Annotated in this window: 14 protein-coding genes and 1 tRNA gene; 2 read left to right on the top strand and 13 right to left on the bottom strand. The window is 70.3% G+C overall.

The window, feature by feature from the left end; translation table 11 throughout:
- Positions 1 to 37 precede the first annotated feature (37 nt).
- The 6 genes from MHY30_RS00150 to MHY30_RS00125 all read right to left on the bottom strand — a co-directional run bounded on the left by MHY30_RS00150 (position 38) and on the right by MHY30_RS00125 (position 5,610).
- Entirely contained in the window at positions 38 to 1,591 is a 1,554-nt protein-coding gene (locus MHY30_RS00150; protein WP_239272812.1) for an FAD-dependent oxidoreductase, read from the bottom strand.
- Positions 1,591 to 2,466, bottom strand: a complete 876-nt coding sequence (locus MHY30_RS00145) for an FAD:protein FMN transferase (RefSeq protein WP_239272811.1) — start codon at positions 2,464 to 2,466, stop codon at positions 1,591 to 1,593. The genes MHY30_RS00150 and MHY30_RS00145 overlap by 1 nt, the downstream gene beginning before the upstream one ends.
- Before the next feature lie 4 nt (positions 2,467 to 2,470).
- The gene (locus MHY30_RS00140) at positions 2,471 to 2,956 is read right to left on the bottom strand and encodes a hypothetical protein (protein ID WP_239272810.1); all 486 of its coding nucleotides are present in this window, start codon (positions 2,954 to 2,956) and stop codon (positions 2,471 to 2,473) included.
- A 108-nt stretch (positions 2,957 to 3,064) separates the two neighbouring features.
- Positions 3,065 to 4,099 carry a ribose-phosphate diphosphokinase gene (locus MHY30_RS00135; RefSeq protein WP_239272809.1) on the bottom strand — a complete coding sequence of 345 codons (1,035 nt, stop codon included), beginning with the start codon at positions 4,097 to 4,099 and terminating at the stop codon, positions 3,065 to 3,067.
- The gene (glmU, locus tag MHY30_RS00130) at positions 4,089 to 5,537 is read right to left on the bottom strand and encodes a bifunctional UDP-N-acetylglucosamine diphosphorylase/glucosamine-1-phosphate N-acetyltransferase GlmU (protein ID WP_239272808.1); all 1,449 of its coding nucleotides are present in this window, start codon (positions 5,535 to 5,537) and stop codon (positions 4,089 to 4,091) included. The genes MHY30_RS00135 and glmU overlap by 11 nt, the downstream gene beginning before the upstream one ends.
- A 1-nt stretch (position 5,538) precedes the next feature.
- Positions 5,539 to 5,610, bottom strand: a tRNA-Gln gene (locus MHY30_RS00125).
- 68 nt (positions 5,611 to 5,678) lie between these two features.
- On the opposite strand from MHY30_RS00125, the gene MHY30_RS00120 reads away from it, so the two are divergent.
- Positions 5,679 to 6,176 carry a MarR family winged helix-turn-helix transcriptional regulator gene (locus tag MHY30_RS00120; protein WP_239272807.1) on the top strand — a complete coding sequence of 166 codons (498 nt, stop codon included), beginning with the start codon at positions 5,679 to 5,681 and terminating at the stop codon, positions 6,174 to 6,176.
- Positions 6,173 to 6,685 carry a hypothetical protein gene (locus tag MHY30_RS00115; protein ID WP_239272806.1) on the top strand — a complete coding sequence of 171 codons (513 nt, stop codon included), beginning with the start codon at positions 6,173 to 6,175 and terminating at the stop codon, positions 6,683 to 6,685. Before MHY30_RS00120 ends, MHY30_RS00115 begins: the two co-directional genes overlap by 4 nt.
- A gap of 18 nt (positions 6,686 to 6,703) precedes the next feature.
- On the opposite strand, the gene MHY30_RS00110 is transcribed toward MHY30_RS00115, so the two are convergent.
- The 7 genes from MHY30_RS00110 to MHY30_RS00080 form a co-directional block, all read right to left on the bottom strand.
- Positions 6,704 to 8,494 (bottom strand): ABC-F family ATP-binding cassette domain-containing protein, encoded by a 1,791-nt coding sequence (locus MHY30_RS00110; protein ID WP_239272805.1) that lies wholly within the window; start codon positions 8,492 to 8,494, stop codon positions 6,704 to 6,706.
- A 192-nt stretch (positions 8,495 to 8,686) separates the two neighbouring features.
- Positions 8,687 to 9,598: an ABC transporter substrate-binding protein gene (locus MHY30_RS00105; RefSeq protein WP_239272804.1), complete on the bottom strand. Its 912-nt coding sequence runs from the start codon at positions 9,596 to 9,598 to the stop codon at positions 8,687 to 8,689.
- 34 nt (positions 9,599 to 9,632) lie between these two features.
- Positions 9,633 to 10,394 (bottom strand): ABC transporter permease, encoded by a 762-nt coding sequence (locus tag MHY30_RS00100; RefSeq protein ID WP_239272803.1) that lies wholly within the window; start codon positions 10,392 to 10,394, stop codon positions 9,633 to 9,635.
- The gene (locus tag MHY30_RS00095) at positions 10,391 to 11,071 is read right to left on the bottom strand and encodes an ABC transporter permease (protein WP_239272802.1); all 681 of its coding nucleotides are present in this window, start codon (positions 11,069 to 11,071) and stop codon (positions 10,391 to 10,393) included. Before MHY30_RS00095 ends, MHY30_RS00100 begins: the two co-directional genes overlap by 4 nt.
- The gene (locus MHY30_RS00090; RefSeq protein WP_239272801.1) at positions 11,068 to 11,892 is read right to left on the bottom strand and encodes an ABC transporter ATP-binding protein; all 825 of its coding nucleotides are present in this window, start codon (positions 11,890 to 11,892) and stop codon (positions 11,068 to 11,070) included. The genes MHY30_RS00095 and MHY30_RS00090 overlap by 4 nt, the downstream gene beginning before the upstream one ends.
- 14 nt (positions 11,893 to 11,906) lie before the next feature.
- Complete coding sequence (locus MHY30_RS00085) at positions 11,907 to 12,209, bottom strand: DUF427 domain-containing protein (RefSeq protein WP_239272800.1); 303 nt, start codon at positions 12,207 to 12,209, stop codon at positions 11,907 to 11,909.
- 137 nt (positions 12,210 to 12,346) lie between these two features.
- Positions 12,347 to 13,279 (bottom strand): 4-(cytidine 5'-diphospho)-2-C-methyl-D-erythritol kinase, encoded by a 933-nt coding sequence (locus MHY30_RS00080; protein ID WP_239272799.1) that lies wholly within the window; start codon positions 13,277 to 13,279, stop codon positions 12,347 to 12,349.
- Positions 13,280 to 13,414 lie beyond the last annotated feature (135 nt).

Genomic DNA, 13,414 nt, shown 5'->3' with positions numbered 1-13,414 from the left:
GCCGAACCCGGGCTCCCCGGTCACCGCGCGTGCCGTCTCAGTACCCGGCGAACGCGTCGGTCGTGAGCGACTTCGCGCGGGCGAGGCCCGGTGCCAGCGCCGCGATGAGACGCGGCGGACCCGACACGTACGCCGCGCGCTGCGCGATGTCGGGGACCGCGCGCACGAGGCTCTCGGCATCCACACGCTCGGGGCCGGCCCACGTCCAGCCGGCGGGCAGGTCGCGCGGCTCGTCGGGGCAGAACACCACGACCGGGATGCCGCTGGCGGCGATGTCGTCGCGGAAGGCCAGCTCGCCCGAGTCCGAGACGACGTAGACGAGCACGATGTCGCGGCGCTGTCCCGTGGCCGCCAGGTGCCGCAGCTGCGCGACGAACGGCGTCACGCCGATGCCCGCGGCGACGAGGAGGACGGGCGCCGTCGGACGGGCGGGGAGGACGAAGTCGCCCCACACTCCGGTCACGGCGAGGGTGCCGCCCAGCGGAACCTCGGCGAGGGCACGCTTGTACGACGACTGCGATCCGTCCTTGAAGGCGATGCGCACCGTCGGCAGATCCTCGGGGGCCGATGCGATCGAGAACTCTCGCCGCGTGCCGCGTCCGTCGGGTCGCCGGTGGGGAACGTCGAGCTCCAAGTACTGCCCCGGCGCGAACGAGAACGACCGCGCCGCCTGGAACGTCAGCTCCCGCACCGTCGGGGTCAGATCGCGTCGACCCTCCAGCCGCAGTCGCACGGCGGCTCGGAGGCAGAACAGGAACGCCACCAGATTGCCGATCAGCAGCGCACGCTCCTGACCGAGCGTGATGGCGCCGACGGCGATCGGCCAGCCGGCGAGGACACCGACGATCGCGGCGACGACGAACTGCTGACGCCGGCGCGGTGGCAGGGTGAGCGGCTCGGACAGCATGAACGCCCCGAGGAACAGGAACGGTGACGAGAACGTCACCTGCAGCAGCACCGCCGCGACATCGACGGGGAAGCCCGCCGCCTGGAACTGCACGGTCGTCCGGATGAACGCCACGACCACCGCAACCACCCAGAACACCGCGACGACGGCGAGGCGATCCGTGCGCGCGAGGAGCAGCAGCCCCAGGACGAGGACCGGGCCCGCCAGCCATGGTGACCCCACCCACCAGGACGACCCCCCGAGCTCGGGTGCCCACACGCTCACGATCGTCAACACGGTCGCACCCGTCGCGGCCGGGTTGAGGATGTGCCGGCCGCGCCACGCGAGCAGGTATTTCGACAGGGATGCCACGGCACCGGCGAGCACGAGCCCGGCCACGCCCAGCGGCTCGACCGTGGGGCGGAGCACGAACAGGAGGATCGCCGCGGTGATGAGCGAGGACTCCAGGCGTCGCGGCATCCGCAGAACGCTCTGCGCGACGAGGTCGGCCGCGACGCACGCGGCGCTCAGGACCACCGCGCTCACGACGATCTCGAGCGGATCGGGCACGACCAGCCCGGCGAACGCCAGGACCACGGCGATGAGCGAGAGAAGACCGAGCGAGGCCAGCACGAGTCGGTACATCGAGACACGGCCGAGCATGCCGCGCACACGAGTCGAACCCGCCGTCAACGTCGCACTCATCAGAAGATCTCCCCCTCGAATCCGGGCGACCACTCCACGCGGCCATCGGTGCGCATGCGCACCCACGAGGCGCCCCAGGCGGCCGCGAGCTCCGGGCCGCCGTCGAAGAACAGCGCCGTGGCGAGTGCATCCGCCCGCATCGCGGTGTCGGCGATCGCCCACGTGGCCGCGAACGCGTCCACCGGCGCCCCCGTCCGGGCATCGAGCACATGGTGCAGCCCCTGACCCCACGCGCGGCGGGTGATCGCCGACGCGCACAGCGCGGCATCCCGCACCTCGACCACACCGATCGCGCGGGTCGGATCGTAGGGGTGCTCCAACCCGACGCGCACGGGCGCGCCTCGAACGGCGAGATCGCCCGAGCCGTCGACGACCACGTCGCCCTTCACGCGCGACAGGAGCGACTCCAACACACGGTCGACGAGGCGCCCCTTCCCCAGCGCGCCGACGTCTATCGTCGCGGGGAGGGAGAGCGACAGGATGCCACTCCCCCACGTCATGACCTCGCGCCAGGGCGGCGCGGACTCCGGCGATCCGACCGGGGCCAGAGTCAGCCGCGCGTCGTAGCCGAGGCGTGCGAGCGCATCGCCGACGAGCGGGTTGACGGCGCCGCGCGTCGCGACGTCGAGCTCGTCGTACAGCGCCAGCATGGCATCCGTGTCTTCGGGGGCATCGACGGATGCCGACCGCCCCGTGGCCAGCGCCGAGACCGCCGAGTCGTCGCGGAACCGCGACCAGGCCCGGTCGAACCCGTCCACGACGGCGGAGACCTCCGCCCGGACGACCGGAGACAGCGGGTGCGTCGTCTCGATCGCCCACGCGGTACCGATGGCGTCGAAGGTCCAGACGGAACCAGTCGCGGTCGCCGCGGTCATGGACTCAGGCCCGCGCCTCGGACGTGATCGTCTCGAGAGCCTTCATGAATCCGCCGCTGGTGAGGGAGGAACCCGCGACCTTGCTCACCGAGATCTCATCGAGCTTCTTCCCGACCACCTCGTCCTTGATCCCCCCGATGAACTCCGCCTGGTAGCGCCGAGACTCGGCCGCCTGCGGGTCGCCGGTGACGGTCACGTCCGTGACAGTGTCGTCCGCGATCGTGAGCGTCACGTCCACGGTCTCCACGCTCTCGGGGGTGGCGTACTGGCCGGTGGCCTCGTACGTGCCGTCCGCGAAGGTGCCGGACGCGGTCGAACCCCCCGTGCCGGCCTCCGCGCTCGGCGCCGCCGAGGCGGCCGGAGCCGACGTGGCCGGGTCTGCGGCATCGACGGTCCCGCCCGAGCATCCGGCCAGGGCCGCGATGCCGGCGACGCCCACGAGGGCGGTGCCGAGACGGAGGGGACGGGGGACGGCGGTCGCGCGGATCATGGGGTCCTCTTTCGGTCGTGCCTCACGGAGCGAGCGTGCTCCCTCACAACACGATCCCCGGCCCGGCCCGGTTCAGTCTTCGCCGAACCTTTGAGCACGCCGTGAGTCTCAGGCGTCGCCGCCGAACATGCTCGTCACCGAGCCGTCCTCGAAGACCTCGTGGATGGCGCGCGCGAGCAGCGGCGCGATCGGCAGCACCGTGAGCCCCGGGAAGCGACGCTCCGGCGGCAGCGGCACGGTGTCCGTGACGACGACCTCGTCGATCGCGGCATCCTGGAGCCGCTCGCTCGCCGGGTCGCTGAAGATCGCGTGCGTCGCGGCCACGATGACCTTGCGCGCCCCGTTCGCCTTGAGGGCCTGCGCCGCCTTCTGGATCGTGCCACCGGTGTCGATCATGTCGTCGACGAGCAGGCAGGTGCGGCCGGTCACGTCACCGACGATCTCGTGCACCGAGACCTGGTTGGCGACCTTCGGGTCGCGGCGCTTGTGAATGATGGCCAGCGGCGCGCCGAGGCTGTCGGACCACGTGTCGGCGACACGAACCCGGCCCATGTCGGGCGAGACCACCGTCAGGGTCTCGCGGTCCTCGCCGGTGAGACCCTGCTCGAAGTGCTCGAGGAGGACCGGCTTGGCGAACAGGTGGTCGACGGGGCCGTCGAAGAAGCCCTGGATCTGAGCGGCATGGAGGTCGACGCTCATGATGCGGTCGGCGCCCGCGGTCTTCAGCAGGTCGGCGACGAGGCGCGCGCTGATGGGCTCGCGGCCGCGTCCCTTCTTGTCCTGGCGAGAGTAGGGGAAGTACGGCGCGACGACCGTGATGCGCTTGGCCGACGCGCGCTTGAGGGCGTCGAGCATGATGAGCAGCTCCATGAGCCACTCGTTCACCGGCGGGCCGAACGACTGGACGACGAACACGTCACACCCGCGGATCGACACCTCGAACCGGGTGTAGATCTCGCCCGAGGCGAAGGTGCGGTGCTCGGTGGGAGCGAGCTCCGTGCCGAGATGACGGGCCACCTCGTGCGCCAGCTCGGGGTGCGACCTCCCGGAGGCGACCACGAGCCGCTTCTTGGTCTTGGCGACGAGCCCGGGGGCGATGCCGTTGTCGCGGTCGAGATCTACACGGTTCTTCTTACGAGCCATCGCGCGCTTCCTGTTCATCCCGAGCACGCGCTGCAGCGTCCGCCGCGGCCGTGCCCGGTCGATTCTTCTCGACCCACCCCTCGATGTTCCGCTGGGGTGCAACGCTGAGGGCCAGCGCACCGGCCGGCACATCCTTGCGGATCACCGCGCCGGCGCCGGTCTTGGCGCCGTCTCCAATGGTAACCGGCGCCACGAACACGTTGTGCGAGCCGCTGTGCACCTCGTCGCCGATGACGGTGCGATGCTTGGCGATGTCGTCGTAGTTCGCCGTGATCGCCCCGGCCCCGAGGTTCACGCCACGGCCGATCTCGGTGTCGCCGATGTACGACAGGTGCGGCACCTTGCTGCCCTCGCCGATGGAGGAGTTCTTCACCTCGACGAACGTGCCGACCTTGCCGCCCACCCCCACGCGCGCGTTGGGGCGCAGGTACGCGAACGGGCCGACGGTCGCCCCCGCCGCCACGACCGCGAGGGTCGCGTCGGTGCGGGTGATGGTGGCATCCTCGCCGACCTCGCAGTCCACCAGGCTCGTGTCGGGTCCGATAGTCGCTCCCGCGGCGACGACCGTCGCACCACGGACGTGGGTGTTGGGCAGGATCGTCACGTCGGGGGCCAGCACGGCGGTGACGTCGATCCACGTCGTGGCCGGGTCGACGACCGTGACACCCTCGCGCTGCCAGTGCCGCACGGTGCGCTCGTTGAGCGTGCGCCCGGCCTCCGACAGCTGGATGCGGTCGTTCACCCCGAGGGCCGCACCCGCATCGGGGGTGACGGATGCCGCGACCCCCAGCTGCGCATCGCGCAGCAACGCCACGACGTCGGTCAGATACTTCTCGCCCTGCGCGTTGGCGGTGCCGACGCGCGCGAGGTGGTCGCGCAGCGGCGACACCTGGAAGACGTAGACCCCGACGTTGATCTCGCGGGCCGCGGCCTCATTGGCCGTGGCATCCTTCTGCTCGACGATGCGGCGCACACCGTCGGTGTCGTCGCGAATGATCCGGCCGTAGCCCTGCGGATCGTCCACGTGCGCGGTGAGCAGGGTCACGGCCGTGCCGCCGGCCCGGTGGGCCGCGACGAGATCGGTGAGCGTGTGCGCCTGCAGCAGCGGAACATCGCCGCTGAGCACCAGCACGTCGCCCGTGAAGTCCTCGAGTGCGCCGAGAGCGGCCTCGACCGCGCGCCCGGTGCCCGGCACCTCGTCCTGATCGACGATGACGACCCCGGGCGCCAGCTCGGCGACGGTCTCGGCCACGCGCTCGCGTTCGTGCCGCACGACCACGACGATGCGCGCCGGATCCAGGGCTGCGGCGGTGTCGAGCACGTGCCCGACGAGCGGCCTCCCGCCCACCGTGTGCAGGATCTTAGGGGTGCGCGAACGCATGCGGGTGCCCTGCCCCGCCGCGAGCACCACGACGGCGAGATCGGTCGTTGATGTCATGCTCCGCCGCCAGGATTCGAACCTGAACCTCACAGCTCCAAAGGCTGTCGTGCTGCCGTTACACCACGGCGGACCGTGCCCGCGGGCACCGGTCAAGTCTGCCAGACCGCGACGCCGGAACGTTCTCGACATAATGAACACGTGAGCCGGGACAGCGACGAGGTCGATCGCATCGTCGAGGCCTGGGTGCGCCAGCGACCCGACCTCGACTTCTCGCCGCTCGAGGTGCTCTCGCGCGTCGCGCGCCTGTCACGGCACCTCGACATCGCCCGGAAAGAGGCGTTCCGCCGCAGCGACATCGAGTCCTGGGAGTGGGACGTGCTCTCGGCACTTCGTCGCGCCGGCGAGCCCTACCAGCTCAGCCCCAAGCAGCTGCTGCAGCAGACCCTGGTCTCCAGCGGCACGATGACCAACCGCATCGACCGGCTCGTCGCCCGCCGGTTCGTGCGGAGAGAAGCCGATCCGGGCGATGGACGGAGCATTCTGGTGACCCTGACCGAAGACGGTCGCGTGCGCGTGGATGCCGCGATCACCCGCCTCGTCGACGCCGAGGCGCTGCTGCTGGAGAGCCTTTCCCGCGCCGACCGTGACCGCCTGGCCACGTTGCTGCGCAAGCTCAGTCTGGGGTTCGACGCGTGAGCGCCCCGGCGACGTCACCGTCGGTCTGGCGACGCATCGTCACGTGGCTCGACGTCCGGTTCCGCTCACCCGCCGCCATCTACGGCCTGATCGTCTTCACGGCCCTCGTGACGATCGCCGAAGACCACGCCGAGAGCATCGAGGACATGCTGGCGACCTCCGTTGCGAGTCTCATCGTCTTCTTCATCGCGCACGTCTTCGCCCACACCCTCACCGAGCATTCCGAGCACGGCTTCCGTGCGGCCACACGCAACGCCCTCCGCCACGGCGCCGGGATGCTCTACGCCTCGGTGCCCTCGATCATCGTCCTGGTCGTGTCCGACCTGACCGGGGCCACCCTCGCCGACGCCGTGGACAACTGCCTGCTGACAGCGTTCATCGTGCTGGCCATCCTCGGCTACCACGCCTTCCAGAGCCGCCGGGCGCCGGTCCTCGGCCGCATCCTCGGAGCCCTGGCGACCGCGATGCTGGGCATCTTCATCGTGATCCTGGAGTACGGCTTCCACTGACGCCCGGATCGGTCGCGGTCAGCCGATCGCCTCGGTGAGCTCGAACCAGCGCAGCTCGAGCTCGTCGCGCTCGGACTCCCACTCCGAGATGCGCTGCATCTCCTTCCCGAGCCCGACGTAGTCCGACTGGTCGTGATCGGCCAGCGCGGCTTTGGCCCGATCGATCTGAGCCTGCAGCTTCTCGATCTTGCGCTCGGTCGCGGATGCCTCCTTCTGCGCGGCGCGCAGCTCCGCACCCTGCAGACCCGCGGATGCCACGACCTCCGTGCTCGTCGAGCGCCGGGGCTCGGCATCCTGGATCGCCCGCAGACGCAGATACTCGTCGACGCCTCCGGGGAGGTGACGCAGGCGCGCATCGAGGATCGCGAACTGCTGGTCGGTGACCCGCTCCAGGAAGTAGCGGTCGTGCGAGACGACGATGAGCGTGCCCGACCAGGAATCGAGGAGGTCTTCCATCGCGGCGAGCATGTCGGTGTCGAGGTCGTTGGTGGGCTCGTCGAGGATGAGGACGTTCGGCTGGTCGAGCAGGATCAGCAGCAGCTGCAGGCGGCGCTTCTGCCCGCCCGAGAGATCCTTCACGGGTGTGGAGAGCTGGGCGCTCGAGAAGCCGAGGCGCTCGAGGAGCTGTCCGGGGGTCAGCTCTTGCGCCTTCGACCCGGCGCCGAACGTGTAGGTGGTGCGCAAGCGCGAGATCACGACGCGGACCGGGTCGTCGAGGTGTTGCTCCAGCTCGTCGAGACGCTGCGTCAGGGTCGCGACCTTGACCGTCTTCCCGCGCTTCACCCGACCCGTGGTGGGCTCGATGGTGCCGGACACGAGGCCGAGCAGCGTGGACTTGCCGGCGCCGTTCACGCCCAGGATGCCGGTGCGCTCCCCCGGGGCGATGCGCCACTCCACGTCGCGCAGCACCGTGTGGTCGCCGTACGTCACGCCCGCGTCGAGGAGGTCGACGACGTCCTTGCCGAGGCGGGCGACGGCGAGCGACTGCAGTGCGACACGGTCGCGCAGCTCGGGGACGTCGGCGATCAGCTCGTTCGCGGCATCGATGCGGAACTTCGGCTTGGACGTGCGCGCCGGTGCGCCGCGTCGCAGCCACGCGAGCTCTTTGCGGGCGAGGTTCTGCCGACGCTGCTCGATCGCGGCCGCCTGACGGTCGCGCTCGACGCGCTGCAGGATGTAGGCCGCATAGCCGCCCTCGAAGGGCTCGACGATCCGGTCGTGCACCTCCCACGTCGTGTTGCACACCTCGTCGAGGAACCACCGGTCGTGCGTGACGACGAGCAGACCGCCCGCGTTCGGCGCCCACCGCTTCTTCAGATGCCCCGCGAGCCACGTGATGGCCTCGACGTCGAGGTGGTTGGTGGGCTCGTCGAGGAACAGCACGTCCCAGTCGCCCGAGAGGAGCCGCGCGAGCGCGACACGGCGGCGCTGGCCACCGGACAGATCCCCGAGTCGGGCGTCCCAGGGGAGGTCGCCCAAGAGCCCTGCGATCACGTCGCGCGTGCGGGCGTCACCCGCCCACTCGTGCTCGGCCCGGTCGCCGACGACCGCGCGGCCGATGGTGTCGTCGTCGTCGAGGGTGTCCTGCTGATCGAGGACGCCGACCGTCACTCCCCCGCGCACGGTCACACGACCACCGTCGGGTTCGCGAATCCCGGCGAGCATCCCGAGCAGGCTCGACTTGCCGTCGCCGTTGCGGCCGACGATGCCGATGCGGTCGCCCTCGTTCACGCCGAGCGAGACGGAGTCGAACACGACCTTGGTCGGGTATTCCAGGTGCAGGGCTTCGCCCCCGAGCAGATGTGCCATATCCGTCCCAGGCTACGCGGCGCGGACGCGGCGTGCTTCCGCCCTGTCCCCGCCTGCTGGCATCCGGCATCCCGTCCGCGAGACGACCATCGATGAGGCGAGCTGGGGAGAACACGGACGCCAGCAGCGCGCGCACACGCGAAACGGGGCCGCCCGGATGACCGGACGGCCCCGCGGGGCGCGGCTACGACCTCAGAGGTCGTTCTGGGCGAGCCAGGCCTCGGCGATGTCGGCCGGCGACTCCTGGTCGACGGTCGACTTCACGTTGAGCTCCACGAGCCCCTCGGGGGTCAGCGCGGCGCTGACCTTGTTCAGGATGTCGGACACCTGCGACGCGACGCTCGAGTTCACGACCGGAACGACGTTCGAAGCGAGGAAGAGGCCCTCGGGGTCTTCCAGCGTGACGAGGTCGTCCGTCTGGATGCGGGGGTCGGCGGTGTAGACGTTCGCGACCTGGATCGTGCCGGCGACGAGGTCGTCGACCGTCGTCTCACCGGTGGGCGAGAACTGCACGTCCACGCCGTAGGTCGCCTTCAGCCCCTCGGGGCCGTAGGGGCGCTCGGCGAGTTCGGCGTTGCCACCGAGGGTCAGCCCCGTCGTGACCTTCGCCAGGTCGGCGATGGTGGTCAGGCCGTTGGCTTCAGCGAAGGCCGCGGTGACCGTGTACGAGTCCTGGTCGGTCGCCGAGGACTGGTCGAGGACCTCGAGGCCCTCGGGCAGAGCGTCGGGCAGAGCGGCGTAGACCTCGTCGGCGGTGCGAGCCGTGGTCTCCTCGTCGAAGAACTGCAGCAGGTTGCCGCTGTACTCCGGGAACACGGTGATGGTGCCGTCCTCGAGCAGCGGAATGTAGGCGTCGCGCTGACCGATCTGGAACTGGCGCTTGACCGTGAGCCCCTCGTTCTCGAGGGCCTGAGCGTAGATCTCGGCGATGATCTCGTTCGAGAAGTACGCCTGCGAGCCGACGACGATCTCATCGGCGGACGCGCTGGCGTCGCCGCCATCGCTCAGAGGGTCGCTCGAGCCGCCGCAGCCGGCGAGGGCGAGCGAGGCGACCGCGAGCCCGGCGAAGACGCCGAGGCCCTTGCGAGTTCGTGCTGTGAACATGGGTTCCTCTTTCTGGTGGTGGGAGTCGGGTGAGTCAGGTGGTCGTGGGCGGGGACGCGGGGGCGCCGACCGCAACGGCCTCGGCGCGGCGCTCGCGCGCCGAGCGCGCACGCGGCGAGGCGGCGCCGGCGGCCCGGATGCCACGGGGCACGACGAGGTGCTGCAGCAGGGCGAACAGTCCGTCGATGACGAGGGCGAGCACGGCGACCAGTATGGCCCCGCCGATGAGGATGTCGAACCGGCGGAGCGGGATGGCCGCGATGATGTACTGCCCGAGCCCACCCAGACCGATGTAGGCAGCGATCGTCACGGTCGCCAGCACCTGCAGCGTCGCCGCACGGATGCCGCCGACGAGCAGGGGCAGCCCGAGCGGCACCTCGATGCGCCACAGGATCTGCGACTCGGTCATGCCCATCGACCGCCCCGCGTCGAGCACACGGCGGTCGATGGCCTCGAACCCCGTGTACGCGCCGGCCAAGAGCGACGGGATCGCCAGCACGACGAACGAGATGACGGCCGCCTCGGGCTTGTGGAGCACTCCGAGAAGCAGCGTGAGCAGGATCAGCAGACCGAACGAGGGGATGGCACGCGCGGCGCCCGAGACGGCCACTGCGATCTCGCGGCCCTTTCCGGTGTGGCCGATGAACCAGCCGAGGGGGATGGCGATCACCCCGGCGATCACCACGGAGATCACCGTGTACAGCAGCTGCACCCCGATGGCCGAGGGAATGCTGTCGAATCCGCGCCCCGGTTCGCCGGAGAAGATCCAGCCGATGGCATCGCCGATGAGGTTCACGCGGCCACCGCCGTCCGGTTCGCGCGCGGCGCCCGCGTGCGGACACGCCGCGTCCACGGCATGAGCACGCGTCCGAGGACCACGAGCAGGAGGTCGATCACGAGCGCGAGCACGACGACGGCGATCACGCCGGCGAACACCTCCGGGATGATGCGGCGCTGCAGACCGTTCGTGAACAGGTACCCGATGTTCTGGATGCCGACCAGGATGCCGACCGTGGCCAGAGCGATCGTGCTCGCCGAGGCGACGCGCAGACCGGCGAGGATCACGGGTCCCGCGAGGGGGAACTCCACCGCCCAGAAGCGGCGGAACGACCCGTAGCCGACGGCCGTGGACGCCTGCCGCACCCCGGCGTCGACGGAGTCGAGGCCGTCGGCGACCGCGCGGACGAGAATCGCGACCGCGTAGATCGCGAGGGCCACGATGAGGTTGGTCTCGCTCACGATCGAGTACCACCCGGTCACGACCGGAAGCAGGATGAGGAGGGCGAGGGACGGGATCGTGTAGAGCAGCCCGGTGATGGTGATGACACCGCTGCGTACGAGCCGGTAACGCCACGCCACCCACCCCAGCGGGATGCTGAGCAGAAAGCCGGCCACGAGCGCGATGAGGCTCTGACGCAGATGCACCAGCGTCAGCTCCGCGATGAGGTCGAGGTTGTTCCAGACCCAGGTCACGCGCGCGGCTCCTCCACGAGCGCACCCTGCGTGCGTCCCTCGGCGTCTACGACGACGGTGCCCCGGGGGGTCTGCTTCAACCGCAGGGCACGCTTGCCCTTCACCGCGCCGATGAAGCTCGCGACGAAGTCGCTCGCCGGGTTCTCGATGATCTCGCTCGGAGCCCCGACCTGGGCGACCCGGGCGCCCTTCTCGAGCAGCACCACCTGGTCACCCAGGAGGAAGGCTTCGTCGATGTCGTGAGTGACGAAGACGATGGTCTTGCCGATGTCGCTCTGCAGCCGGAGTAGCTCCTGCTGTAATTCGTCGCGGACGATCGGGTCGACCGCGCCGAACGGCTCGTCCATGAGAAGGATGTTCGGGTCGGCCGCGAGGCCCCGCGCGACGCCGACGCGCTGCTGCTGACCGCCCGAGAGCTGGCTGGGATAGCGGTCGGCCATCGCGGTGTCCAGGCCCACGGTCTCCATCAGCTCGAGCGCGCGGGTGCGCGCCTTCTTGCGGTTCTCACCCTGAAGAACGGGCACCGTCGCGATGTTCTCGGCGACGGTGAAGTGCGGCAGGAGCCCGGAGTTCTGCATCACGTAGCCGATGCTGCGCCGCAGCTGCACCGGGGGTCGCGACGCGATGTCGTCGCCGTCGATGCTGATCGTGCCGGCGGAGGGCTCCACCATGCGGTTGATCATCCGCAGGAGCGTGGTCTTTCCGCATCCCGACGATCCCACGAAGACCGTGGTCTTTCGGGAGGGGATGACGAGACTGAAATCGTCGACAGCACGAGTGCCGTCGGGGAAGACCTTCGAGACGGTCGAGAACTCGATCATGCGCGTGTCCGAACTCAGTCGGAGACCACGACCTTCCGGTCGAACGCGACGTACCCGGCGAAGTCGGTGCCGACACGGTCGACCGCTCCCGGTCGGAGGTCGGGGTAGGACCACGCACCGTCGGGGAGCTCGGCTCCGTCGAGCGAGACGTTCCAGTACTGGGCCGCCCCCTTCCACGGGCACGTGTACGGGGTCGGGCTCTGCGACAGGGCACCTTCCCGTACCGCGCTCGGCGGGAAGTACCAGTTGCCCTCGATCGACACGAGGTCGCTGCGGTCCGCTTCGGCGATGACGACGCCGTCGAGTACTGCCTTCATGGGGATTCCCCTTCCGTGGGCGCTTGCGGGCGCAACGCCCGCCGGTGGGTGGCCACCTCGATTGAGGCTAGCGAGGGCCTCCGACACGAAATGGCAGATTGCCGCATGTGACGACCTGGGCTATGGTGCCCGCCTGGTCAGACCACACGTGCGCCAGCGACCGGCCCGTGCACATGAAGAGCCGGGTACCCGGCAGCACTCAAGGAGACCTGGAGGTCGATGGCCGCGGTCTCGTCGGAGGCGAGGAAAGCGAGCGTCGGTCCAGAGCCCGAGACGATCCCGGCGAGCGCTCCCGAACCCTCCCCCCGCTCGAGGACACGGGCCAGATCGGGCCGGAGGTGCAGCGCGGGCGCTTGGAGGTCGTTGCGCACGGTGGCGGCGAGCATTTGCGCGTCGCCCTGTCGCAGGGCGTGCAGGACGTCGGGGTCGACGGCCGGCGCCCGGGTCGCCCGGCCGATGTCGACGGCATGGCGTTCGCGGTGCGCATCGAGCTCTCCGTACACGACGGGAGTCGACAGGCCGGTGCTGTTGGGAACGAGGACCCAGTCGAAGCGGCCGGACGCCAAAGCGGGACTCAGCTCGTCGCCACGCCCCGTGCCGACCGCGGTGCCCCCGAGCAGCGCGAACGGCACGTCGGCGCCCAGACGCGCTGCCAGGCGCGCCAGGTCGGCCGTCGGCATCCCGACCCCCCAGAGGGCGTCGCACGCCACGAGCGCTGCGGCCGCGTCGGCGGACCCGCCCCCCATTCCGCCCGCCACCGGCACGGCTTTGCGGACGGCCAGGTGCACTCCGTCCGTCACACCCGCCACTCTCGCGAGCATCCGCGCGGCGCGGACGGCGAGATTGCGTTCATCGGTGGGCACGCCCTCGACGTCGACCGTGGAGGTGCCGACGATCTCGATCGTGACGTCATCCGACGCCGTCGCGGTGACCTCCTCGTAGAGCGACACGGCCTGATACGCGGTCGCCACATCGTGATAACCGTCGTCCTGGACGTCACCGACCTCGAGAAAGACGTTGATCTTTCCGGGCGCGCGCACGCGCACGCGCGCGGGAAGCGGACCGCTCATCGACGCACCGCCACGCCCGGGACTTCGCACGCCGCCGGGTGTGCGAAACTGGAACGTCGGTCCGAGAACGTCCGGCCCGCGAGAGACGGGTCGATGGCGGCCGGGCCGGAACGGGCGATCTCAGTCACTCTTCGA

Source organism: Microbacterium sp. ACRRU (assembly GCF_022346945.1).
Taxonomy (GTDB): domain Bacteria; phylum Actinomycetota; class Actinomycetes; order Actinomycetales; family Microbacteriaceae; genus Microbacterium; species Microbacterium mcarthurae.
Note: the sequence above shows the minus strand (reverse complement) of the source record. Positions and strands in the feature narration are given on the sequence as shown.

Bases quoted from the DNA above. Each gene is read 5' to 3' on its own strand.
- MHY30_RS00150 (WP_239272812.1), bottom strand. From the start codon at position 1,591: ATGAGTGCGACGTTGACGGCGGGTTCGACTCGTGTGCGCGGCATGCTC.
- MHY30_RS00145 (WP_239272811.1), bottom strand. From the start codon at position 2,466: ATGACCGCGGCGACCGCGACTGGTTCCGTCTGGACCTTCGACGCCATC.
- MHY30_RS00140 (WP_239272810.1), bottom strand. From the start codon at position 2,956: ATGATCCGCGCGACCGCCGTCCCCCGTCCCCTCCGTCTCGGCACCGCC.
- MHY30_RS00135 (WP_239272809.1), bottom strand. From the start codon at position 4,099: ATGGCTCGTAAGAAGAACCGTGTAGATCTCGACCGCGACAACGGCATC.
- glmU (WP_239272808.1), bottom strand. From the start codon at position 5,537: ATGACATCAACGACCGATCTCGCCGTCGTGGTGCTCGCGGCGGGGCAG.
- MHY30_RS00110 (WP_239272805.1), bottom strand. From the start codon at position 8,494: ATGGCACATCTGCTCGGGGGCGAAGCCCTGCACCTGGAATACCCGACC.
- MHY30_RS00105 (WP_239272804.1), bottom strand. From the start codon at position 9,598: ATGTTCACAGCACGAACTCGCAAGGGCCTCGGCGTCTTCGCCGGGCTC.
- MHY30_RS00090 (WP_239272801.1), bottom strand. From the start codon at position 11,892: ATGATCGAGTTCTCGACCGTCTCGAAGGTCTTCCCCGACGGCACTCGT.
- MHY30_RS00085 (WP_239272800.1), bottom strand. From the start codon at position 12,209: ATGAAGGCAGTACTCGACGGCGTCGTCATCGCCGAAGCGGACCGCAGC.
- MHY30_RS00080 (WP_239272799.1), bottom strand. From the start codon at position 13,279: ATGAGCGGTCCGCTTCCCGCGCGCGTGCGCGTGCGCGCGCCCGGAAAG.